This window comes from Paenibacillus sp. ATY16, assembly GCF_003399985.2.
GTDB lineage: Bacteria > Bacillota > Bacilli > Paenibacillales > Paenibacillaceae > Pristimantibacillus > Pristimantibacillus glycanilyticus.
In genome coordinates, this window is record NZ_NMOK02000002.1 from 354,198 (window position 1) to 378,134 (window position 23,937).

General features: G+C 49.6%; 23 protein-coding genes and 2 pseudogenes. 15 read left to right on the forward strand and 10 right to left on the reverse strand.

The window, feature by feature from the left end; all coding sequences use genetic code 11:
• Positions 1-69: 69 nt before the first annotated feature.
• From CFI03_RS02560 to CFI03_RS02580, 5 genes are all read left to right on the forward strand, one after another.
• Positions 70-807, forward strand: a complete 738-nt coding sequence (locus tag CFI03_RS02560; protein WP_248756371.1) for an amidohydrolase family protein — start codon at positions 70-72, stop codon at positions 805-807.
• 33 nt (positions 808-840) lie between these two features.
• The gene (locus CFI03_RS02565; protein WP_248756372.1) at positions 841-2,157 is read left to right on the forward strand and encodes a glycoside hydrolase family 140 protein; all 1,317 of its coding nucleotides are present in this window, start codon (positions 841-843) and stop codon (positions 2,155-2,157) included.
• Between the two features lie 275 nt (positions 2,158-2,432).
• A complete protein-coding gene (locus CFI03_RS02570) occupies positions 2,433-2,612 on the forward strand; it encodes a hypothetical protein (protein WP_248756373.1) in 180 nt (59 codons plus the stop codon).
• Positions 2,613-2,799: 187 nt separating this feature from the next.
• Positions 2,800-3,210 (forward strand): VOC family protein, encoded by a 411-nt coding sequence (locus CFI03_RS02575; RefSeq protein ID WP_248756374.1) that lies wholly within the window; start codon positions 2,800-2,802, stop codon positions 3,208-3,210.
• Positions 3,211-3,552: 342 nt separating this feature from the next.
• Entirely contained in the window at positions 3,553-4,722 is a 1,170-nt protein-coding gene (locus tag CFI03_RS02580; RefSeq protein ID WP_248756409.1) for a cytochrome P450, read from the forward strand.
• A 404-nt stretch (positions 4,723-5,126) separates the two neighbouring features.
• Here the strand turns inward: CFI03_RS02580 and CFI03_RS02585 are convergent, their stop codons facing one another.
• Complete coding sequence (locus CFI03_RS02585; protein WP_248756375.1) at positions 5,127-6,719, reverse strand: phytoene desaturase family protein; 1,593 nt, start codon at positions 6,717-6,719, stop codon at positions 5,127-5,129.
• A 584-nt stretch (positions 6,720-7,303) separates the two neighbouring features.
• Between CFI03_RS02585 and CFI03_RS02590 the strand changes: the two genes are divergently transcribed.
• From CFI03_RS02590 to CFI03_RS02605, 4 genes are all read left to right on the forward strand, one after another.
• A complete protein-coding gene (locus tag CFI03_RS02590) occupies positions 7,304-7,804 on the forward strand; it encodes an immunoglobulin-like domain-containing protein (protein WP_248756376.1) in 501 nt (166 codons plus the stop codon).
• 149 nt (positions 7,805-7,953) lie between these two features.
• A complete protein-coding gene (locus tag CFI03_RS02595) occupies positions 7,954-8,448 on the forward strand; it encodes a hypothetical protein (RefSeq protein ID WP_248756377.1) in 495 nt (164 codons plus the stop codon).
• A complete protein-coding gene (locus tag CFI03_RS02600) occupies positions 8,445-9,065 on the forward strand; it encodes a hypothetical protein (protein ID WP_248756378.1) in 621 nt (206 codons plus the stop codon). Before CFI03_RS02595 ends, CFI03_RS02600 begins: the two co-directional genes overlap by 4 nt.
• Positions 9,066-9,345: 280 nt before the next feature.
• Positions 9,346-9,837: a hypothetical protein gene (locus CFI03_RS02605; RefSeq protein WP_248756379.1), complete on the forward strand. Its 492-nt coding sequence runs from the start codon at positions 9,346-9,348 to the stop codon at positions 9,835-9,837.
• Positions 9,838-9,980: 143 nt separating this feature from the next.
• Here CFI03_RS02605 and CFI03_RS31395 read toward each other — a convergent pair.
• A pseudogene (locus tag CFI03_RS31395) lies at positions 9,981-11,196 on the reverse strand (IS110 family RNA-guided transposase).
• A 465-nt stretch (positions 11,197-11,661) separates the two neighbouring features.
• Here CFI03_RS31395 and CFI03_RS02615 point away from each other — a divergent pair.
• On the forward strand, positions 11,662-12,030 hold the full coding sequence (locus tag CFI03_RS02615; RefSeq protein ID WP_248756380.1) for a hypothetical protein: 369 nt from the start codon (positions 11,662-11,664) through the stop codon (positions 12,028-12,030).
• Between the two features lie 135 nt (positions 12,031-12,165).
• Here CFI03_RS02615 and CFI03_RS02620 read toward each other — a convergent pair whose 3' ends face one another.
• Positions 12,166-13,143 (reverse strand): AraC family transcriptional regulator, encoded by a 978-nt coding sequence (locus tag CFI03_RS02620; protein WP_248756381.1) that lies wholly within the window; start codon positions 13,141-13,143, stop codon positions 12,166-12,168.
• Between the two features lie 179 nt (positions 13,144-13,322).
• On the opposite strand from CFI03_RS02620, the gene CFI03_RS02625 reads away from it, so the two are divergent.
• The 5 genes and pseudogenes from CFI03_RS02625 (at position 13,323) to pyrE (ending at position 16,319) form a co-directional block, all read left to right on the forward strand.
• Complete coding sequence (locus CFI03_RS02625; RefSeq protein WP_248756382.1) at positions 13,323-14,309, forward strand: aldo/keto reductase; 987 nt, start codon at positions 13,323-13,325, stop codon at positions 14,307-14,309.
• A 194-nt stretch (positions 14,310-14,503) separates the two neighbouring features.
• Positions 14,504-14,683 carry a hypothetical protein gene (locus CFI03_RS02630; RefSeq protein WP_248756383.1) on the forward strand — a complete coding sequence of 60 codons (180 nt, stop codon included), beginning with the start codon at positions 14,504-14,506 and terminating at the stop codon, positions 14,681-14,683.
• Positions 14,684-14,923: 240 nt separating this feature from the next.
• Positions 14,924-15,142 (forward strand): annotated as a pseudogene (locus CFI03_RS02635) (TIGR00266 family protein); the annotation flags it as partial.
• 64 nt (positions 15,143-15,206) lie between these two features.
• Positions 15,207-15,680, forward strand: coding sequence for a DinB family protein (locus tag CFI03_RS02640; RefSeq protein ID WP_248756384.1), 474 nt, complete (start codon positions 15,207-15,209; stop codon positions 15,678-15,680).
• 102 nt (positions 15,681-15,782) lie between these two features.
• Positions 15,783-16,319 (forward strand): orotate phosphoribosyltransferase, encoded by a 537-nt coding sequence (gene pyrE / locus CFI03_RS02645; protein WP_127494046.1) that lies wholly within the window; start codon positions 15,783-15,785, stop codon positions 16,317-16,319.
• 73 nt (positions 16,320-16,392) lie between these two features.
• Here the strand turns inward: pyrE and mtnB are convergent, their stop codons facing one another.
• The 7 genes from mtnB to CFI03_RS02680 form a co-directional block, all read right to left on the reverse strand.
• Positions 16,393-17,043, reverse strand: coding sequence for a methylthioribulose 1-phosphate dehydratase (gene mtnB, locus CFI03_RS02650; RefSeq protein ID WP_248756385.1), 651 nt, complete (start codon positions 17,041-17,043; stop codon positions 16,393-16,395).
• Position 17,044: 1 nt separating this feature from the next.
• On the reverse strand, positions 17,045-17,713 hold the full coding sequence (locus tag CFI03_RS02655; RefSeq protein WP_248756386.1) for a 2-hydroxy-3-keto-5-methylthiopentenyl-1-phosphate phosphatase: 669 nt from the start codon (positions 17,711-17,713) through the stop codon (positions 17,045-17,047).
• On the reverse strand, positions 17,710-18,930 hold the full coding sequence (locus tag CFI03_RS02660; RefSeq protein ID WP_248756387.1) for a 2,3-diketo-5-methylthiopentyl-1-phosphate enolase: 1,221 nt from the start codon (positions 18,928-18,930) through the stop codon (positions 17,710-17,712). Before CFI03_RS02660 ends, CFI03_RS02655 begins: the two co-directional genes overlap by 4 nt.
• Positions 18,930-19,811, reverse strand: coding sequence for a pyrroline-5-carboxylate reductase (gene proC / locus CFI03_RS02665; protein ID WP_201003477.1), 882 nt, complete (start codon positions 19,809-19,811; stop codon positions 18,930-18,932). The genes CFI03_RS02660 and proC overlap by 1 nt, the downstream gene beginning before the upstream one ends.
• Positions 19,812-19,846: 35 nt before the next feature.
• Complete coding sequence (locus tag CFI03_RS02670) at positions 19,847-21,097, reverse strand: glutamate-5-semialdehyde dehydrogenase (protein WP_248756388.1); 1,251 nt, start codon at positions 21,095-21,097, stop codon at positions 19,847-19,849.
• A gap of 74 nt (positions 21,098-21,171) precedes the next feature.
• The gene (gene proB, locus CFI03_RS02675; protein WP_248756389.1) at positions 21,172-22,278 is read right to left on the reverse strand and encodes a glutamate 5-kinase; all 1,107 of its coding nucleotides are present in this window, start codon (positions 22,276-22,278) and stop codon (positions 21,172-21,174) included.
• Positions 22,279-22,647: 369 nt separating this feature from the next.
• Complete coding sequence (locus CFI03_RS02680) at positions 22,648-23,838, reverse strand: pyridoxal phosphate-dependent aminotransferase (RefSeq protein WP_127494032.1); 1,191 nt, start codon at positions 23,836-23,838, stop codon at positions 22,648-22,650.
• Between the last annotated feature and the right edge of the window lie 99 nt (positions 23,839-23,937).

Consider the following 23,937-nt stretch of genomic DNA (forward strand, 5'->3'; position numbering starts at 1 on the left):
TTGGTATGTTGTTCGGGGTTTATGAAAATGCAGCCATCTCCCTGTCCTAATGGAGAGGAGTGGGCAAGCTTGATTATTGATGTTCATGCCCATATGGGCTGGGATCAAGTGTTTGATGAAGATTTTACCTTTGAAGAGCTGCTTGAAAAGCATGACATATATGGGATTGCCACTACGATTGTTCAGCCCGCCACCTGCCATGATCTGGACACGGTTCGCGCACAGCATGATGCTATTGGTGAACTCAGTAAGCGTTATCCCGGTCAGTTCCTGGGTATGGCCAACCTAAATCCTCATCTGCCTGACAAGGTGTACGAGGCAGAGGTTCGTCGCTGTATGGAGGAGCATGGATTTGCGGGCATTAAAGCCCATACGTTCGCTCATGCCGTTCACTCTGGCAGCCGCGACGGAAGGAAAGTGTTCGGTCTGGCGAGCAAACTGGGAGTACCGGTTATGGTCCATACGGGAGCAGGTATTCCATTTGCCAATCCTGCCAATTTGATCGGCGTAGCGCAGGATTATCCGGAGCTTCCCATCGTGATGGCTCACTGCGGCATGATGATTATGGCCGGTGAGACGGAAATCGCAATGAAAGCATGCTCCAATCTATACGCCGATATTACCTGGACAGCAGGTTTTAACCTGCGGCATTGGTCTCACCAATTCGGCGCTGACCGGTTCATGTTTGGTACGGATCATGCGGACAATACGGGCACCGAGCTGGCGAAGGTGAGAAGCTGCGGGCTTTCGCAGGAAGATCAGGATTGGATTTTGCATGGCACGGCCAAGAAAATATATAAGCTTTAATAGGCTTTTAATTAGAACGGAGGAAGCAGGGCGATGGTACAAAAACTTCGGGTAAGCGACAACGGGCGGCGCTTGACACAAGAAGACGGACAACCGTTCTTCTGGCTTGGCGATACGGCATGGGAATTATTTCATAAGCTGAATAGAGAGGAAGCAGAGCACTATCTGAGAACACGAGCGAACCAGCGGTTCAATGTCGTACAGGCGGTTGCTCTCGCCGAGCTGGATGGACTTGAGACGGCCAATGCATACGGCAAGCGGCCGTTAAGCAAGAATGAAGCGGGAGAATATGATCCTTCTTTGCCGTTAACGGAAGAAGAGGCTTACGATTATTGGAAGCATGTGGATTATATTATTGATTTCGCTGCCGAACTGGGGATTTATATTGCTCTGCTGCCGACTTGGGGAGACAAATACAATCTGATGTGGGGCAAGGGGCCAGTCGTGTTTAATGCTGAGAATGCCAATGCGTTCGGTCGCTGGCTGGGCGCAAGATATAGCAGCCGCTCCAATATCGTTTGGGTGCTGGGTGGCGACCGGCCCCTAACGGAATTCGAGCATTTTGCCATTACAAGAGCGCTTGCCGCAGGAATTAAAGAAGGCGGCGCGGACCAACTGATGACGCTGCATCCGATGGGAGGGCATTCTTCATCCTACCATGTACATCGAGAGACTTGGCTTGATTTTAATATGATTCAATCGGGACATGGCGAAGGTGTGCAGCGCAACTATGAGAAGGTGCTTTCCGATTATGGGCTCACGCCGGTTAAGCCAACGATGGACGCGGAGCCTTGCTACGAGGATCATCCTGTCGGCTTCAGAGCGGACAACGGCTACTTCGATCAATCGGATGTGCGCAAGGCTGCTTATTATGGAGTACTATCTGGAGCATGCGGACATACGTATGGACATCATTCGATCTGGTGTATGAGTCGGGGGCAGTATGGATCCTTAGAGTTTGATCAGGCTGGAGGGTATGTCATATGCGAATGGAAGGCTGCGCTCGAGCGGCCGGGAGCCAATCAGATGAAATTTGTTCTGGCACTGCTAGAGTCTAGGGGGTTAGAAGAATTGATTCCAGATCAGGAGCTTCTAGAGGATAACGGAGCAGGCTCAAATTATGTACCAGCAGCCAGAGGAAATACATTCGCCTTGTACTATTCGCCAAACGGGCTTTCCATTCATGCTCGACTTGGACGCTTATCTGGCCAAACGCTGTCTGCTTCTTGGTACAATCCAAGAAGCGGAGAATTCACCAATGCAGGAATACTGTCTAACGAAGGTACGAGACGCTTCATGCCTCCTAGCAGCGGAAGAGGTGAAGATTGGATATTGGTACTGGCCGAATAAAAAAATGTTAAGAAACGCAGTCAGTGTAATGAACATTTCCTTTGTAACGGTTAAGGCAAACGCGATTGCCGCGTACGACCGTTATGAGATTGAAATTCATGTAGATGAACCTGAATTTCGCAAGCGGCAGAAAATCGTGACAGCTTGATTCCGGTAGACGGATTTTGCGAAGCGGAAGACGGAAGCTTGTTTCGGATTCGTTTCATGCCGCGTTCGGCGAGCCGATATGTGTATACATTTTTTTACAGTATCAAGGAAGGGCAATTCGATGCCATTTGCCCGGCATTCGCAAGGAAGAAAAAACAAGACGTACTCTGGACCGCTTCCATCATTATAAAGTGAACCGGGTGCGGATCGGGCTAAGCTCCAGCCGGGTGCGCAATGCGCCGGCCTGGTTCGAACCGGTATGCGAGTCGGAGGATTTCACCTTCTGCTATAGCCAATTGGAAGGCTGAACGTCCGGAAGATGCGGGACCTGGCTTTTAAAATAACCCAAAAATGAACTGAGGCCCAAGTATGCTAAAGCTGCCGGAATAATCCCTGGCCTGATAAAAAACCAATGATTATGACAGAAGTTGTCACTATTAACCGTTACACTATCAGAGAAAGATCAATCTTAAAGGTTGAAGGAGATGAATAAATATGGACGTGCAACTGATTCCGTATATTATGCTGGACGGAGGCGCTCGTGAGGCGATCGCCTTTTACGAGCAAGCGTTAGGAGCGAAGGTGGTATTCAAGACGACCTTCGGCGAAGCTGGGCAAGAGGTGTCGGAGCAGGCGAGGGACCGAGTGGCCCATTCCGTCCTGAAGATCGGAGGATCGGATCTGTATGTCGCCGATACAGACCCGGGGGTCCGGTTCGCGCAGGGCAAGCAAGTAAACATCTGCATCAACATCGCCGATAAAGAGCAGGCCCAGAAGTATTATGAGGCGCTGAAAGAGGGCGGACAGGTCGAACACCCTCTGCAGGAGGTCTACTTCAGTCCCGCGTACGGGATGGTAACCGACAAATTCGGCGTTACCTTCCAGATTTTTACAAAGAGGACTTAATGGTTGGTTCACCTTGCGCAAGACCGATGGATGGGAGATTATAGTGCAATCAATAAAGCTGCAGCAGGTCAGAGGATCTGCTGCAGCTTTTTTTTAATACAATCTCTCCTCGGACGGGATCGATACCTCGACTGTTATGGAGTTATGAAGTTATGAGTAATCTGCCTTTCAAGAAAAGTTATGAAGGAAACTTAATACAGTAAATCGATCTTTAGCCAGTCGCCGATGCTAGTCGATTACGGTACGATTATATGAGGCGAGACCTACCTGCAGAAGAAACGAGTAAAGTAAAGATAGTGAAGCGAAGGAGGATGAACCTTGAATAACGAGAAATATGCAAACATGCTGATCATGCCAGAACTTAACACGATCGGGAAGCGATTGTTTCCTTTCGGCCTATTGTCGGAGCTAAGACAGCAGACCCCTGTCCGGTACGATAGTGTTCGAAATTGCTGGGACGTCTTCTCATATGGAGAAGTCCAGCGCATCCTGAAGGATCCCAAAACATTTTCTTCCGTGAGAGGAGCCGCGGGAGGCCAAAATCTACTGTTCATCGATCCACCCAAGCATAAGCAGCTGCGCGATCTCGTCAATAAGGCGTTTACGCCGAAAGCGATTCAGGGGCTGGTGCCGCGTATTGAAGAGATTTCCGCGGACCTTCTGGATGGCGTGGACGGAGTGGATATGAATCTGGTGAGTGATTTCGCCACTCCGCTGCCGGTCATCGTCATCGCCGAGCTGCTCGGAACGCCAGCAGAGGACCGGGCTCATTTCAAACACTGGTCCGATATTCTCGTCGAAAGCGCTGAGGACGAGTCTGCCGAAGCATACGAGGCGATCATGCGGAAGCGTATGGAGGCGATGCAGGAGCTCGCCCAATATTTTGGACAGCTGATTAAGGTCCGCTCTAGAATGCCGAAGGATGATCTGATCTCGGCCTTGCTCGCTGCGAAAATTGACGGGGTCCAACTGACGGAACATGAAGTGATCAGTTTTTGCGTGCTGCTACTGGCCGCCGGCAACGAGACGACGACCAATCTGATTGCGAACGGAATGCGCGTTCTGTGCGAGCAGCCCGAGCTGCAAGACGAGCTGAACCGGAGTCCAGAATTAATCCCCGGCTTCATTGAAGAGACGCTGCGGTATTACCCACCGATTATTGCGATAGGAAGGACCGCGACTATGGATGTCGAGCTCGGCTCGCACCGATTCAAAGCGGGCGACCAGATTATTGCCTGGGTGGGAGCGGCGAACCGTGACGAATCAGTCTTTGCCGCTCCCGAGCGTTTCGATCCTCGCCGAATGCCGAATCCACATATGTCCTTCGGCTTCGGCATTCATTTTTGCCTGGGTGCGCCGCTCGCTCGATTGGAGGGCAAGATCGCGCTTCAAATGCTGACGAATCGGTTCGATCAGTTCCAACTGCCAGACGGAAACGACTTGGTGCCGATTCGAAGCTCGTTCGTCTTCGGCGTTAAGGAGTATCCAATTTCATTCGTACGACGCTCCTGACGAATTCGTTGGTGGAATTCCTTTACGGGGCATGGAATTTTATAACTTATAGGTATGTAGGTTTCTTGAAAGAGAGAATGGTGTAATCGCATGGAAATTGGTATACGAAAAACATTCGTTAAGCTAAAAGGGAACGATAGTTTAAATAAGCTACCAGAACGAAGTTGCTGGCCAGATTGCACTTACTACTCGAAGGACAAGTCAATTCTATGTTGCTATTGGATATGAGAAGTTGGCAAAGCAAAAACAAATTCACGTTAGTTGAACCATAGACTGTTAAGCTACCGTTGACTAAAGTGAACAAGCCCTGGTAATTACCAGGGCTTGTTCTTATTAATTCAGGGATACAGCGTAATTGCTCTTTTAAGGAACATGACGAAGTACTGGCCGAATATTACGTATGGCTATTTTTCGAGAGATAGAAGTTGCTGCGCCACGATATAGCCCGATCCGCCGTTAATGCCGTGTCCTGGCCATGTGGCAGCACCTAGCATGAATAGATTGGGGATCTCCGTTCGGTGTCCAGGCTGGGAAGGTAGCGGACTGAACAAGTAGCTCTGCGCGAGATCGTGCGAACCGCCATAGGGATCGCCGGGGCCAGAATTTGGATTGAAACGGGCCAGGGTGTCAGGTGTGACGACGGACTTGTCGATGATAGCGCTTGGGATATTCGGAATATGCTTGCCTACAATGGAGATCACGCGTTCTGCAAATCGTTCAGTCAGCTCTTTCGTCCATGTACCGTCGCCGACGTCAATTTGACCAGCAGCATCGCCACGGGGACGACAAGGAACCTCAAGGACTTGGAGTCTCATGATCGCTTTGCCTACTGGCGCTCGGGTCGGATCGAGATTCGTAGAGCAATCGACTGTAAAAGTTGGCTTGGCCGGCAGAAGATCGGCCATCCCTTGTGCAATGGCTTGGGTAAAGCCGTCTAGCCCATCGGTCAGGTGGGGCTGGCCGACTCTGGCAAACCGAGAATCAGGCCATTTTGGGGCTTCACTCAGGGCGAGATGAATCTGAACGCAGCCTCTTCCATAGCGGAATCGCTTTGCTTGACTGCGAATATCAGGACTGACTTGCGTATCGGCCAAGAGCGACAGGTACAACTGGTCCGGGACGGTGGAGGCGACGACAGCATGCTTCGCGTGGTATTTTTCGCCTTCTGCTGTTTGAACGGCGACTGCCTTGCCGTCTTTGACTACAATCCGCTCGGCTCGCGTACTCGTCACGATCGTGCCACCTTGGTCCAGTACCAAGCGAGTCAAAGCCTGCGCAAGCTTCTCGCTGCCTCCTTCGGGAATAGGCATTCCGCCTCCCATCAGAGCCATCGTAGTGAGCGGCACCCAGATGCCGCTACCGACTTCGTCCGGCGTACGACCCAGATGCGTTACCCATGACGCTAACATGGCGCGCATGACCGGCGACTGGAATTCACTTACCGTGTTGCGGGCAGTGGAGAAGAGAGAAGCGGCGAAAGCCGAGTAGCCTTTGCCCCCAGCACGGTGGTCATATAGTAACTTCTGGAGGATCCCAGAAGCTTTTTGACCCGATAAGTCTAGGTTGAACAACTCGAATACGTTTCCCGCATACGGTGTAAATGCATCGAACATCCGTCCTAGCACAGCGCCATCACCGCGGGCCAGACGTTCTGCTTCGACGGTAAGTCCCTCGACTGAGCGTGCAAAGACAGCTGTCTCACCGTTCTCCATCGAAACGCCGGTTGGCAGATCTGTGTTCACGTAACGCAGTCCTCTCGCTTCGAGAGCTTCCCTGAAGTCCGCATAAGCAGGGCTGTTCAGGAACAAGGGGTGGGCAGCGGCATAGACGTCATGCTTGAAGCCAGGCAATGTCAACTCTTCAGTACGTAAAAATCCTCCTGGGCGGTCGTTCTTCTCGAGTATTAGGACGCTTCTCCCCGCACGCGTCAAATAAGCGGCCGCTATTAACGAGTTGTGGCCACTTCCAATAATGACTACATCGTACTTGCTCAACATCAATTCCTCCCTCCGTGTCTTATAACCAGATTCAGTTTAATGCAAGTGAGCAACGAGGGGTGGCGCTTGCTGTCGACTGATCCAAAATTATTCTTAAAAGATTTCCTAACTAGCTGTTTCACATTACAATGGTGTGATAGAACTGGATACGGACTATCTAGTGGAATTATTGGTTCACTTTTAGGGATCATAGGTTCGACTGCTTTTATTGAACTCCCATGAAAATAAACTTAGCTCAAAACCTGAAAAAGAACATAATAAAATAGACCCAGAATAATACTTTTTAAAAAAAAGGCTGAGCCTTTGAAATTGATGCTAATGGAGTTGTGTAGTAGTTTAGCATCTTTCATAGAAAAACAGAGGTAAGGCTGGTGCAACCAGTCAAGAGGATTAGTCTCCCATAAGTGCTACCCATAATGGGTGCGACATTCTGTGATGTTTGACAGATTAAACATTTTCATCCTCTGTGGTCAGCGCTGTTTTTGCGCTGCATGATGGTTAAAGGGCAGTTTAACGTAACATAACTCCTGACGAACTCGTCTTTCTATTGAAACGGATATATAACAAATGAGGGTGGTTTCTAAATGAAGATAATGTCTTGTTCGTCTGTTCTTACTCTGTGCATCGTATTTTGTCTTATCCTAATAGTAGGATGCTCTAATGCTAATGAAGGAACAACTACTGGAGAAAATACTAATTGGGAACCTTCCAAGTATGAAACAGTCAACGACCTTAATGGAGTAACGATGATTATTAAGAAAGGAACGGTCAACTCTACTGGATTGACTGTAGTATTCGAAAATAACTCTGGTAAGCAATGTACTTATGGTGAATTTTTTTCGCTGGAAAAGAAAATTGAAGGTAGATGGTATCACGTCCCTGTTACCATTGATGGTAATTACGCGTTTAATGATATTGGATATGGCTTTGGCTCTTCAAATGTTAGTGAATGGACAGTTGATTGGAAGTGGCTCTATGGAAAACTTGTTACTGGTGAATATCGGATAGTGAAAGATATACTCGATTTTAGAAAAGCAGGCGACTACGATAAATACTATTTGGCGGCGGAGTTTACAATCAATTAGCTATCAGGTCAACCCGCTCATTAAAGTAACGAGGAACGATAGTTCAAATTAACACAGTAGCAGCCGGCACATCATCGGTTGCTTTTTTTATTGAAGTAAAAGTGCAGGATAGCGGATTGCCAATTTCAAGGGGTTTAAGGGGGAGAGTCATGTCGCAAAAGAATTTGCTAAAAAAAGTGACAAAGGTTTTACGTACGATAGAGTGGGCGCTGCTGATCTTACTTATCGGTTATTCTATATTGATCATTAACCCGTTTTCCGACATGTACCAATTTAACAAAGATATCCATAAGGCGAAACGCGAAGGTATCTATTTCGATGCAGATGCGAAATTTCAGTCGTACTTCGGCACTGCAGTTCGTTTGGACGGAGTTGTATATAACCAGAAAGAACTTCTTGTTTATATGTCAGGGAAAGCATTCGGACCGAATTCAAAATTACCTAACCGGGTTCAAGTAAAGACAGACAAAGGAACCATCTTGCAATCCAGTGGTGGTGGAAGTTCTACGGATATTTTGAGAGCGAGAGGCATTTATGATTTCAAAGATGTCCCGGCAGGTATCCAATCTATTACCGTTTATAACGAAGCATACAGTGAATCGTTCTCGTTCCAAATTGATCTCCAGGGGGGCGATGTACAATGATGGACATAAAATATAGAATGAAACTTATGCCTATAGGTCATTTTCTGCGTTGGCTGGCCATCCTTGCCCTAGTTCTCTTCTTGTTCAGAGCGCATTACGGCTCAAAACCATGGAGCCTGGAAAGTGTCGTCCATCAAGCTCAATCTAGCATGGAGATGCCTTCGGCTTCAATTGCTTCGATTATGGACTCGGGCAGAGGCATACAATCGGTAATTCTGTTGGATCGTGAACATTCGATGTTCCATCATATGTTCGTCGCCCGTCCGTTTGGCATGTTGTGGGAAAACCGAGGCGGCACATTTGGTATGTCGCTTGATCCAGACGTTCTTATCGATTTCAAGTGGGGCATGTCGACTTTCGGCACATATCGACATTACTACTACATCGGTCAAGTTAAAGACTCGCGCGTCGCCCATGTCAAAGTCATCTGGCATGACGGATACGAGCAAAATGCTTACTTAACTGACGGAGTATATCAAGTGGCCCGGGCGATCAAACGTTCTTACGATGACGGTCAATCTCCAGTATTGAAAACTCATATGATAGCATATGACAAAAAAGAAACGAAACTATATGAATTGACGCCCGAGCAAAGAGAAGTTAAGAAAACTAAGTAACATTCAGAATAATTGCAGCGGGAACGTCTGATTATCCATTAACTTAACGCGAACTATAGTTCAAAACAATAAACCTTCAGTAGATCTGAGATCCGCTGCAGGTTTATTGTAGTAAAGGACAGCATTCAATATAGATGGATTAAAGCCTATCCGCGGCTTTTTGTTGAATCCAGTGCCGAGGAACTGCCAGACATATCACCTAGTAACCTAGATCTATTACAAAAATTTCAACTTAGTGTTAAAGTTGTTTGACATCAGGTACGACCCGGAGGTGAATCAATTGAAAAAACAAAGATATATGCTTGTTCTTGCCATTTTAATCATAATAGTTTTTATAGCGTACTTTACATTTTGGTGGAAGGATCCTTATAAGGAAATCAAACTGGACAGTCCCGCCTTTATTTATAGTGATCACTTTAATAAAACAACCAGGCTTACTCTCGAGGGGAACTATAACAGAGACGATCACAACTTCCAAGGTTCGTTGACAATAGGTAATAATATCAAGCTTGATCATGTTATAATTTTGCACGGTGCATTATTGATATCATATGAAGGCAGCGAACGAACATCCGTAGGTCCAGTATTTTTCGATCATAAACAGGTAAGAATCTCTGTTGAAATCACTGATCCTGGTTTATATAAGTTGCTTACCTCTGAAAGTTATGATGGTAAATCCAAGCTTGTGATCAGTTCACCTGCTACTACTGCCGAAGAGGCGAAAACAGTAACCGAGGATCTTATGCAAATTAAAACGATATTTGATAAATAATCGATACCTCTTATTAATTGAATGTTGAGCTACCATGAAAATTCATTGAAGTAACATCAAAAATAGACAAAATCAAAGAAGGGTGCGTATTTTAAGCTTTTTTAAAGTTGAGCACCTATCACAACACATATTTAATCATAGGATCAGGACACATCCGAAATAGAAACGGAATACCCCAAGCTCTCAAGTCTTCGTACGGAATTTCTAACGACCGCAACATGTTTATGTCGTTCAAAGTAGTCTTCGCCCAGATCTACATACATATCTTTTCGGGTTAGTAAGTAATAACCGATCCTTAGCATAGCATGAGCCACCACAATAGCGGCACGTTTTCTGCCTTTTTTAGCAAGTGTCCGACGATACATGGCACCAAGGTAGTTCTTGGATGCACCTACTGAATGTGCAGCTTCTGTCAAAGCAGCTTTCAAGTATTTGATTCCTTTTTTGCCTTTAGTCGACTTGCGCTTGCCGGCACTCTCGTTATTCCCAGGAACTAATGCAGCCCAAGAACATAAATGAGCTGCCTAGGAAACTGTTTCTCAATATTTGTTCCAAGCTCAGCTAGAATCTGTTCCGCCATGCGTGGGGCAATGCCAGGAATGGAATCTAATCTCTCTATGTCTTCCTGAAAAGAGCTAACTCTTTGGGCAATCTCTTGGTCTAATAGATCAATTTGTTCTGTCAGGAAATCGATGTGGTTTAGAATGGTTTTGATCATTAATCGCTGATGAGGATTCACATAGCCACGCAAAGCTAATTCTAGTTCTGGCTTTTTTCTTTTTTAGTGTACGTTGGGCTAAGTTTGCTAGTGTTTCAGTATTTTCTTCGCCACCTGCAATGGCACGAAGCATGTTCTTAGAGGAAACACCCATAATGTCTGAAACAACCGATCCAAGTTTAATATTTGCTCCTTCTGGAACTTTTTGAATTCGGTTGTGCTGACTAGCACGCTCTTCAATTATGCTACGACGGTACCGAACCAATTCTCTAAGTTCCCGTTGGGCGCGGTTTGGAATAAAACTAGCTGTGAGAAGCCCATGACGTAGTAGCTGAGCAATCCATTCTGCATCTTTGACATCGATTTTACGCCCCGGAAGTGCCTTCATATGTTGAGCATTCACGACTAGAAACTGAATGTCTTCCGATTCTAAGAGGTTAACTTGGTTTCCAAAATACACCGGTACTTTCCATCGCTACATGCGTACAGCCATGGTCTTTAATCCAGTCTATTAATTGCAATAAAAAGACTGTTTTAGTAGGGAAAGTACAAATCTCCTTTCCTTCGGGAGTCATTACACATGCAGCGATAGAGTCTTTATGAACATCCATTCCACATGCTCGTTCAATGAGAACATCCATTAAAAAATTCCTATCTACGGCTCTGTAATGGAGCTGGTGCAACAACCAAATTAGGATTAATCTACTATGAGTGCTTCCCGAGGGAGCGACATTCTGTGATGCACCGTGATCGTTGGAGTCAGACTAACAGATGGGCTCTAACGCACCATAGTTCATCGACCTTCTTCTCCCAGCCGTAGTAGCATTATTAACGGCATTTCTCTTTTCATTCTCTGTGGTGCAGCGCTGTTTTTTGCGCTGCATGATGGCTAACGGGGATGCTCCAATCAGTTGAAAGCAATGGTATAACTCGTTCCACAGTGTATTCCGCAAGTAAGCAGTGGCAGAAAATCATTGGTTTCTACGAAAGCACGGTTTTAAGATGTGGTTTGTTCAAATGTACCGATAAGCGATATGTGATTACGGGAAATGTTAGTTAAATAAGTCGAAGGTCATTGCCAGTATGATAACCTATAGGGTGATAAAATGAAATTGATCGGTAGTAAAACAGAACAAGATATGAGGCGTCAACTTATGTGTTCACATGACGCTTTGTTTTCTCAAGTTCCCGAAGCTATTACGAAGCTCAGGATACTACAGAATAAGTTTCCTAACCTACTCACAGCGTATAGCCTCCATTGGATACCAGAGCAAGGGGAGGACATCATAACTTACCTCATAAATACGGATACAGTGGCGATAGTCGAGACCAACCGTCATGATTTGAATATTGAGCCTATAATCGAAACAATGATGTTATCAGAATACAGGATTGGATTATCCAAGCAAGATCGCATTAAATTGGCAGTTGCACTGGAACTGGCACAAGAAGTTTTAAGGAGCATAGATAAGTAATGAGGTTGAACGGGAGACGATAGGCTGGCGATGGAACGATCCATCTGATTTTGCATTGCTGCAAGCACCACCCGGATTGAAAGCCTCTATATATTAAAGTATACATATTCCAAAGATCCGTACGACGACAATACCTCAACCAATCTCCTGCGCCGTCTCTTCTCGCAGCCTTTTGATATCACTGATCGGCGGGAGACCGAACAGCCTTGCGTATTCGCGGCTGAACTGCGAGGGGCTCTCGTAGCCGACACGGTAAGCGGCATCGGCGGCATCGAGGGATTCGGCCAACAGCAGGCGGCGCGCCTCTTGAAGGCGAATCCGCTTCAGGTACTGCAGCGGGCTCAGTGCAGTCACTTCCTTGAAGTGACGGTGCAGCGACGAGGGACCCATATGGGCCATTCTCGCTAGCTCGTCGATATGAAGCGGCTGGGCATAATCCAGCTTGATGCGGGCAATGACTCTGGCGATCCGACTAATGCCGCTACCGGCGAGGCCAAACTGCTTAAAGGCTTCACCTTGGCCTCCCTTCATTATACGGTAATAGATTTCGCGAACGATCAGCGGCGCCAGATGAGGAATGTCGCCAGGCGTATCCAGCAGCCGGACGAGCCGAACCGCCGCATCCAGAAGCTCGGGACTCGTCTGGTCGACGAATGCGCCCCGCTTCGCCTCCCTGCCATCTTCCGCCTCCGGCTCCACGTCTTTCATCACTTCCAGCACCTGGGCGGGATCCAGACCAAGCCGCATGCACAAATAAGGCGCTTCGGGAGAAGCCTGAATAAGTTGTGAGGTGACCGGCAGATCGACCGATACTACAAAATGCGAGGAGGGACCATATGTAAAGCTGTCTCCTCCCAGCATAACGACCTTCGTGCCTCTGGCGACGATGACGATTGCTGGCTCATAAACCGTATTGACCGGTAGTGTGGTTTTTGAGCTGCGGATCAAATGCAGCAATGGCACGGATGTTCCGAACATCCCGTCTCTGCCCGTATGACGCTCGATCAACCAGACCAGCTCGGCGAGCGTGTCAGCTGACTTAAGGCCACAAAAGAACGATTGCCTGTCTTGATCATCTCCTAACAGCGGCACTGCAAGTTGTGGTTGCGGCATTTTCTTCCTCCATCGTAATCCTCTTGGTAAGTTCATTATAACACCGATCTCCTGCACACGTCTGTTCAGTCGGAGGATTAGGCAATAACTTGATACGAATCGGTTACCTAGTAGGGCACCCATCGTTGCATAATTAAGGCGAAGATTAAACATACCTGAAAAGAGAGGCGAATCCGAATATGATAAGAAGAACGTTAGGGAAGAGTGGCCTTGAAGTGTCGGCGCTCGGACTCGGCTGCATGGGAATGTCCGACTTTTACAGCGGCAGGGACGACGAGGAATCCCTGCGCACGATCGACCGCGCATTGGAGCTAGGCATCAATCTGCTGGATACCGCGGATATGTATGGCGTCGGCAAAAATGAAGAATTGGTCGGCAAAGCGCTCAAGGGACGCCGCGACAAGGTGGTAGTGGCGACCAAGTTTGGCAACGTGCGTAGCGAGGACGGCAAGTACCTAGGTATCAACGGCCGTCCAGAATACGTCAAGGCCGCCTGCGAAGCAAGCCTGCGTCGTCTCGGCGTCGAATACATTGATCTGTACTATCAGCACAGAGTCGATCCGAACACGCCGATCGAAGAAACGATCGGCGCAATGGCCGAGTTGGTACGCGAAGGCAAGGTGCGATACCTTGGTATGTCCGAGGCGGCTCCGGCTACCATTCGTCGTGCGGCAGCCGTGCATCCGATCGCCGCGCTGCAGACGGAGTATTCGCTGTGGAGTCGCGACGTCGAAGACGACATCTTGGCTGTATGTCGGGAGCTAGGCATCGGCTTCGTGCCGTACAGCCCGCTTGGCCGCGGATTTCTGACCGGACAGATTCGCAAGTTCGAGGATCTGGCGGAGGATGATTACCGCCGATTCTCCCCTCGCTTCCAAGGAGAAAACTTCCAGCGCAATCTGGATCTCGTCGAACGAGTCTCCGAGCTGGCTGCCGAAAAGGGCTGTGAGCCGTCACAGCTAGCGCTTGCCTGGTTGCTGGAGCAGGGAGACGATATCGTGCCAATCCCTGGTACAAAGCGAATCAAATACCTGGAGGAGAATGTAGGCTCGCTTGCGGTCGAGTTGACAGAAGCAGACTTGGTGCGCATCGACGAAGCGGCTCCGCGAGGAACGGCATTTGGCTTGCGTTATCCCGAAGCTGCGATGAATGGCCTCAACCTGTAAGGCTGATTTTCACCATCTAATCTCATACGTTAACGGCAGCCGATCTTTTAGATCGGCTGCTTTCGTGTATGGAAATTTATCTTTAGTCAACAAAACGGGCAGATGACAATTACTTCATAGTTAACGAATCTTGAAATTACGATCACATGTTCGTTATAATATAGCTATAATGATGGTTTAGTTGGAGGAGACATATGTTTCAATCTTCAATGAAACTTGATGAAGTGCGAGTAATAGGTAAAGAAAGAGCTATTGAGCAGTTGAAATTTCTGGTTGTGCAGCAAATTAGAGCAGCTGGCGAAGAGGAAATGAATTATAGACGATCAATCTCTGAGACTGAACAGGACCTAATAGTAGCTGCTATACTAAAGTAATTGAATTAAACGGTCGGTAGTCCGAAAGGACTTTCCGGCTCTTTAATTTATTGTTGGGTGACAGGAGCATCAAAAAAGGTATTCGGATGTAGTAAAAGTTATTATTATTGTTAAATTTGTAGCATAGTATGTAAGTGAATGCTCTGCAAAGTGGCTGCCACAACAATAGATTATTAGAGTGTCCAAATATTATGGACATTTCTGGGAATTGCATATACACTTTATAGTGGCTGGGCTTTTGAAGGCGACGGTCTCGCTTTTATGCACGCGGGTGGCACGATCGGAGAGGGACTATTCTTCGCAACGCTGGAAGGACTGGGCACCGTTTACATCCAATCCTTGCCGTTCAGCAGGCTGGCGAGCCGCGTATTCGCAGCAGCGCCTCGCCGATTCGGCACGGGAGGCAAGGACGAAGGAAGTGCGGCAGGCGCTATCTTCAATATGCTGAAGGGTGACTAGCAGCCTATTCAACTACACTCCGTCCCGGATGGGATGGAGTTTTTTTGGCGGAGGGGAATCGATAATGAACTATGATTTTAATCGAGTGTGGTTGACCAGGAAGTTCGAGGAGATACAGAAACGAATTTTGAAAGCGCTTAATCAGCTGGATGATGGGCAGGTCAATTGGAGTCCGGGAACTAACAGCCACTCCATAGCGACGTTAATCAGGCATATGGAAGGCAATATGCTCGAACGAGTAAATAAAGGGATTCTCCATCAGGATATCGTAAGAGATCGCAATGCGGAGTTAAAACCGACGTTCACGACGAGCGAAGAGCTGTCTAGGAGCATACGGCAGCGCCTACAATTTGTGATAGATACTATTTCCTCCTTATCGGATGAGCAGCTGGAACGAACGCAGCAGGTCCGCGGCAAGGAACGCACAAACGCGGATATGCTGCATCAATGCGCGGCGCATTATTCGGAGCATATGGGCCAGATATTTTATATCGCCAAGCAATTATTGAAGGAAGATTATCAATCGACGTCGATTTAAAAAACTCTCTATAGCCGCATAGACAATTCCTTAAAGATTTGCTAAACTTTCAGACGGCGTTTGTTTAGGGGAATTCACTTTTAGGGAAGAAGGGGACTGTAGATGAACAAAACAGAGCTTGCAAGAGAAATTATGCAAACGTCACGACTGACGGGAGAATTCAAGCTTCGCTCAGGTAAAACCTCGAATCATTATTTCGATAAATACTTGTTCGAATCGAATCCCGTGCTTCTGGCTGCGATCGCAGAACAGCTTGCACCCCTTGTTCCGGAAGGAACGGAAGTTTTAGCCGGACTTGAAATGGGCGGTATTCCGATTGCCACCGCGCTTTCCCTCAAAACGGGCATTCCGGTCGTCTTCGTCCGCAAGAGAGCGAAGGAATACGGAACAAGCAAATTGGCCGAAGGAATCGATATTACGGGCAAAAAAGTCTGCATTATCGAGGATGTCATTACTACGGGCGGACAGGTGCTCTTAAGCGCAGCAGACCTTCTGAACCACGATGCGGAGCTGAAAGAGGTGCTTTGCGTCATCGAGAATGAAAAGGCTGGCAGAGCCAATCTCGAGGAAGCCGAATTCGAAGTGCGCTCCTTGTTCAAGATGGAGGAATTACTGGCCGCAGTTGAAGAAATCGTATAAGTAACCCGCATTTATTAATTCCTAAAAAAAGCTGGTCAATCTCGTAGTATGCGAGTTGACCAGCTTTTTCGGTTCATTTGCGGCCGTTCAGCATTTCCCAGCGGTACACGTATTCGAACAGGAACTCAAACGCTTCGATATGGCGCTTCGCTTCGAAGGCGTTCGCCCCCCATGCGTAAATGCCGTGCTTGCGGAGAATGATACCCGGAATCCGCTTGTCGAGGCGTTCCGTCACTTCCGGTACGATGCGAGGAATTTCAGCGAAGTTGGAGACGATCGGAATGTCGATATGCGCTTCCTCGTCCCAGATGTTGAGGCCTTTGATCAGTTCTACCCCATCCACAGGCACGGCTCTGCGCTCCCAGAACCATTCGGACATAACGGCGCTGTACACGGAGTGAACGTGGAAAATAGCGCCTGCGCCCGTTAAACGGTAAATCTCGTTATGGATAAGCGTTTCGGCAGATGGCTTTAGGCTTGTTGCTTCGCAAGCTTTGCCATCCTTGTCGACAAACAAGTAATCCTCCGGCGTATGTACCGTTTTATCCTTGCCGCTTGCCGTAATGGCGAAGTAGAATTCGTCAGGGTTGAAATCCCCTACGCGAACCGAGAGATTGCCGCTTGTTCCGGCAAACCATCCGCGTGAGGCGAACAATTCTTTAACGCTGCGCAGCTCCGCGAGCGCCTGCTGCTTTTGTTCCAGCTTAATATCGGTAAAAGCCATGTTAAACGATCCTTTCTTTCTTCAGCTCATGCACAATGTCATGGAAGGTAGTAAATTCGGTATGCGGGAGGCCAAGCTCCTTGCATTTATCCGTCAAATGATGGCGGGAGAAGACCGTATCGGCCAGCTTGGCGCCTTCAAAATCGGTTACGCTGTCGCCGATAATAATCCGTTCGTATTCGCTTGCCGGGAAACGGCGCATGATCGTAGTTTTGCACATTCCGCAGTCATTGGTGCAATGCTCGTCGCAGGGATGCGGCCATGTGATTTCAATCTGCTCGCCGCTGAAGTCGCTGCCGTTGCAGTAGATATGATCCTCCGGAATGCCAAACCGGGCTAGCACCGGATACACGAAGAAGTCGATGCCGCCGCTGGTCACGTAGAACTCGATCTGCTCGTCCTTGCAATATTGGAGCAGCTTGGCAAAGCCGTCACGGATTTGCACGTTGTTGATGCCATACTCCACAACTTCCTTCTGAATGGAAGCCGGTAGGAGGCGGAACATCTGGCCAACGCCGTCTCGGATCGAAATTTTCTGGGAAAGTACCGCGTTTGCAATGTCTTCCCATCCCGGCGGATTAAAATGCTTGATGATAGCTACAATGTTATCGTTGACGGTGATGGTTCCGTCAAAGTCGCAGAAGATGATGCGTTTCTTGGCTGTTGTCATTCCTTAATCCCCCATGCGTCAATAGCCGCTTGAAGCGGCTCATTACCCGGCTGCACCGCTGCTTCGCGAAGCGGTACGCCGTTCATAGCTGCCGTGATCGCGCTGCGGAAAGCTTTGCCGCCTGCCGCCGTGCCCATTGGATGGCCGTGGATGCCGCCGCCGGCATTAACGACCACGTCCGTTCCAAAGTCGCGCAAAATAAGCGGAACGAGTCCGGGATGGATACCGGCGGACGGTACCGGGAAGCTGGTCCGGAGCGTATCCGAAGGCGCGAGAAGCGCGTCTTTTACCGCCAGGTTCTCTTCCTTCGGCATCACAACTGAACCGTAAGGGGAAGGGAAGAGAACAAGATCCGCGCCTGCCAGACGCATCAGCTTGCCAAGCAGGACGGAAGCGCTGATTCCGTAATGCGGCGATGGATAAAAGGCGCCTGCCATTGCCGGATGCGCCGCGATTGGCACGTTAATCTCAGGATCCTTGCTCAGCTCGTGCAGCACGTCGTAGCCGTACGACAATACGTTGAACAGCAATGCGTTTGCACCAGCCGCGATAGCTTTGCGCGCTTGGCTTGCGAGCTGCGAGGTAGGGCCTGTCAGGTTAACCGCGTACAACAACTTTTGACCGGTTTCCTGCTGGGCCTTGCGGGCTGCCTCCATGCAAACCTCCACGCGCTTCTCCAGCGGAGTAAGCGGGTTCTCGAACAGGATCTCGTCATCCTTTATAAGGTCGACGCCGCCAAGCGCCTGCTTATAGAACTGCTCCTGAAGGTTTGGAAGATCATGTCCGACAACGGATTTAAAGATACTCATCAGGAGCGGGCGATCGTGAACGCCAAGAAGCTGACGCACGCCTTCCAGGCCGTATTTAGGACCAGGGAAGGCGGATTGGAATTGCTCCGAGACATCCAGATCAATGAGCTTGATTTTGCCGTCCATGGACAGCTTGCCGAAGATCGTCACGAGCAGGGCAGGGATATCGCGGCTGAAGTTGATGTCCGGGTACGCAATGCGGATATCCGCGAAACGCTCGCTGCCCGCCTGTTCATGGACTTCTACGGACAATACCTTGCCAAGATGCTTCTCCATCTCGGCTTTGCGAGCTTCAGGGAGCTCCGTCCAGCTTCCAACCGTTAAGCCAACGGCGATGGATAAAGCTTTTTTATCGAAATCCGCTTTCTCGTCAAAGCAGCGGTAAGTAGCGACACACATTTGATTCATTAGGACAACGTGCTCCTTTCAATATCGGATCCGATTTCGCCTGCGCGTTCAGCCGAACGCAGCATGCCGCGAACGACGGCTTCCGTTAACCCGCTAGCAGCCATGGATTCGATCGCAGCCTGCGTTGTACCGTTAGGGGAGGTGACTTTGCGGCGGAGTTCAGCAGGCTCTTCGCCGGTTGTTCTGACCATCTCGGCAGCGCCAAGAACGGTCTGAACGATCAGCTCCTTCGCTTGGTCGGCAGGGAGGCCAAGCTTCTCCGCGGCTTGCATCATGGCTTCCATGAAGAAATAAACATATGCCGGGCCGCTGCCCGACACGCCAACGATCGAATCCTGCAGCGATTCCTCGACAACCGCATTAATGCCGATCGAAGCGAACATCGTTTCCGCAAGCTTGCGCTGTTCTTCCGTTACGCTGCCCGAGTAGCTGATACCCGTTACACCCAGGCCGATTGTGCTCGAAGTATTGGGCATCGTGCGCACGATGGCGGCGGACCTGCCTAGCACGCGTTCGATGGAAGAGATCGACAGACCGGCGATAACCGAGACGATCAGCTGCTTCTCCGAGAGGAGATGCTTGATGGACGAAATCGCGCTGACGGCATCCTTAGGCTTCATCGCCAGGAAAATAATATCCGCATCCTGAATAAACTGCTCGTTCGTAGAGCCGTTTAATACCGTCTGAATACCATACTTCTCGCTCAGCTCGTTCAAACGGTCCGCGTTTTGACGGTTCAGCATCGAGATTTGCTCCGGCTTTGTCAGCTTTTGATTAATAAGTCCGCGTACGATAGCTTCCGCCATCGACCCTGCGCCGTAGAAGCTGATTTTCAAAGCTTCAATGTCTATCCCGGCATTTGTTTGTTCCATTGATAACATTTCGTTCACCCTCCAAGCTTGTTTTCCTCTATATCTTAACCGCGGATTTGACCGTTGCCGTAAACCCGGAATTTTGTTGATGTTAGAGCCGGCAGACCCATTGGTCCGCGTGCATGCAGCTTTTGCGTGCTGATTCCGATTTCCGCTCCAAAGCCGAATTCGAAGCCGTCCGTGAAGCGGGTAGAAGCGTTATGATAAACCGCTGCCGCGTCAACCTCGTTCAGGAAGCGCTCGGCATGTCCGGCATTCTCCGTTACGATGCATTCCGAATGCTTCGTGCTGTATTCGCGAATGTGATCAAGCGCCTCGTCTAAGTTTGCTACAATACGAATATTTAAAACATAATCGTTATATTCCGTAGCAAAATCCTGTTCAGTGGCAAGCTTGGCTTGCGTTATGTTTTCCGTCGTTCGTTTATCGCCGCGCAGCTCGACGTTTGCCGCAAGGAAGCGGTCAGCGATTTGCTCAAGATGTTTCTCTGCAAATGCTTCGTGCAGAATCAGGGTTTCCATCGAATTGCAGACGGAAGGGCGCTGAACCTTCGCGTTGAAGGCGATCCGTTCCGCCATGTCGTAATCCGCGCTCTCATCGACGAACGTATGGCAGATGCCGGCACCCGTCTCGATAACCGGCACGGTCGCGTTTTCGACTACATTGCGGATCAGTGCCGCGCCGCCGCGCGGGATGACAACATCTAGCAATCCGTTTAATTTAAGCATCTCGTTAACGGAAGCGCGGTCCGAATCTTCAATCAGCTGAATCGCATCCTCAGGCAAAGCGGTTGAAGCCAGCGCTTCCCTAAGCACCTCAACGATGCGGCGGTTCGAGTCCAGGGCGGCGGAGCCGCCGCGAAGCACAACGCAGTTGCCGGTTTTGAGGCAAAGGCCCACAGCGTCAACGGTAACGTTAGGACGCGCTTCGTAGATCATGCCGATAACCCCAAGCGGCACGCGCGTTTTCTCTACGCGAAGACCGTTAGGACGGTCGAATTGCTCAAGCAGCTCGCCCACCGGATCCGGAAGCTCCACAACTTGGCGAAGACCTTCCGCAATGTCCGCAACACGGGCTTCGTTCAAAGCGAGGCGGTCCAGCAGGGAAGGGCTTGTGCCATTCTCGCGGCCGCGTTCCAGATCTTTTTTATTGGCTTCGATAATAGAAGCCTGATTCTCGATAAGGGCATCGGCCATCGCCGTAAGGGCGGTGTTTTTCTGCTCGGTCGTCATTTTGTTCATGATGCTGGCAGCGGCCTGGGCAAGCGTTGCTTTTTGTCTAACTTCACTAACCATCACGATTCCTCCTAAAATGAAATGCGAAGCCATTCCTGCTTCGAAAGCATAAACGTAATGAATTGCTAAATACTCTATCGAAGGGAAACCCACTCGTCGCGGTGAATGACTTCGATTCGATTAACATCCACCCGGCGTTTTACTTCTTCGGTACTGAGACCGGCTACGGCTTGAACCTGCCAAGCTTCGTAGTTTACGACGCCGCGGCCAATCGTGTCTCCAGTCAGGTTTGTTACCTCTACAACATCCCCCGAATGAAAATCTCCTTGAATCTCGCGGATACCGGCTGGCAGCAAGCTTTTGCCGCGTACAAGCAGGGCATGCTCGGCGCCGTCGTCAACGATAATGCGTCCATGGGGGTTGGAGTGGAAGCCCAGCCATTGCTTCTTCATGGGCAGGCTATGTAACCGGGTATCGAAATAAGTGCCTTTGCCCGTACCGTCAACGGCTAATTGCAGATCACCAGCCTGTTGAACTTTTCCGATAAAAGCTCTGACGCCGCCGCGCATGGAAATTCGCGCCGCCTCGATCTTGGAGCGCATGCCCCCGGTACCGACCGCAGAGCCAGCTCCTCCAGCCAGCTGCATAATTTCCTCCGAGATTTGATCCACCCGTTCGATCTTGACGGCCTCCGGATTTTTTCGCGGATCCTCCGTATACAGGCCGTCCATATCGGTTATCATGACCAGGCTGCTTGCTTTCGTCATCGCCGCAACCAGCGCGGACAATTTGTCGTTATCGCCAAATTTCAGCTCAAGCTCGTCGGTAGCCACCGTGTCGTTTTCATTAATGATAGGTATGATGCGGAGGCGAAGCAATTCCTCTATCGTTTTAAGCGCATTCTGGATCCGTTTGCGGTTGGAGAAGTCTGCCCGGGTCAGCAGGATTTGGGCTACCCCGATGCCGAACTCTCCGAAAGCTTCCTGATAAGCCTGCATGAGCAGCGCCTGACCAACCGCGGCAGCTGCCTGCTTCTCGTGTACCGCTTTTGGCCGCGCTGCGTAACCGATCTGGCGGAAGCCCGCAGCCACCGCGCCGGAGGTTACCAGAATAAGAGGGCAGCCTTGCTTGTGCAAAGCGGCGAGTTCAGAAGCAAAATAGGTGATACGTTCGCGGTTTAAGCCGCCTTCTTCCGAGGTTAAGGAGCTGCTACCGATTTTGACAACAATTCTCTCCGACATCTTCTCATCCCATTTCCTGACAAAATAAAAAGACCTTCGTCCATAAAGGACGAAAGTCTATAGCTTCCGCGGTACCACCTTTGTTGACCGAATGGCAAATACGCGCAATCAGGTCCATCTCAAGCCTCATAACAGGAGGCGCTGTCCGGCTCTCGCCGGCCGCTCGGGGGTTGGATTCAGCAAGGAACCGAGGCAAATCTTGCAGCCTGACGAATTTGCTCTCTGGGCACGGCCGCCCTCGCTTACTAGTCCCGTCATCACGTTACATGTTCAGTTAATGCTAGCATATCATGATCATTCCTTACTGTAAAGCAAGGCAAACGCCATAAAACAGCCGTCAGACCGGGATTTGCCGGTCTGAAAGACAGATTAAAAGATGCCTAGCTTGCCTATCCGTTCGATGGCTTCAACGAGCCGTTCCTCGCTTGTCAAAAGGCCAAGGCGCACATAACCTTCGCCATGCGTGCCGAAACCGTTGCCCGGCGCGACAACAACGTCGGCTTGCTCAAGGACTAGGTCCGCGAAGGATTCGGAGGTATAGCCCTCTGGTACCGGAAGCCAGCAGAAGAAGGAGCCGCCGGGACGGTCAGCTTTCCAGCCGATTTTCGCAAGAGCGCCGAATACCGCTTCGCGGCGGCTCTCATAGCGGGCCGTAAGCTCGGTTACGCAATCCTGCGGACCCGTAAGGGCAAGCGCCGCCGCTTCCTGAATGCCGCCAAATAGGCTGCAATAGTAATGATCTTGAATCAGATTGATCAGGGAGACGATCTGGGCATTGCCAATAGCAAAGCCAACCCGCCAGCCAGCCATGTTGTACGTTTTGGATAGCGTATAGAACTCTACGCCGACTTCCTTTGCGCCGGGCGTTTGAAGGAAGCTGACCGGTTTTTTTCCGTCAAAGCCGATGGCGCCGTAAGCAAAGTCGCTTGCAACTACGACTCCCGTGCGGCGTGCAAAGGCAACTGTCTGCTCATAAAAGGCGGAATCCGCAACGGCGCCGGTCGGATTGTTCGGATAATTAATGAACATCAGCTTGGCGCGTTTCAAAGCTTCCTGATCAATAGCGCTGTAATCAGGCAAGAAACGGTTAGCCGCCGTCAGCGGCATAAAGCTCATCTCCGCGCCGGAAAGCGCAACGCCCGACCAGTAGTCCGGATAACCGGGATCCGGAACAAGACATACGTCACCTGGATTAAGCAGGCACTGGCTGATTTCAACGAGACCCGTTTTGCCTCCGAACAAAATGGCAACCTCGGTAGCAGGATCCACCTCAACGCCATAATCCTCTTTATAGCGTGTGGCTACCGCTTCCTTCAGGAATGAATAGCCGCTGAAAGGCGGGTAACGGTGATACATCGGATTAGCCGACGCTTCCTGCATTTTTGCTACGATATGGGGAGGGGTAGGCTGGTCCGGATTGCCTTGCCCCAGATTGATCACATCCCGGCCTTTGGCCGCTTGGGCATTCGCTTTGCCGACAAGCTTGGCGAAAAACTGCGTTGGCAGCGCCGTCATGCGGTCTGCCGGTTTGATTACATGCTCACTCACTCGAGTTTCCATTTGCTCACACTCCACCATCAATGCTCTCTAATCGCCTTAACGACATTAGCTTAAATGTAGCATGTAAAAACCGTTTATGTCGAGTAAATTAGTCGGCAT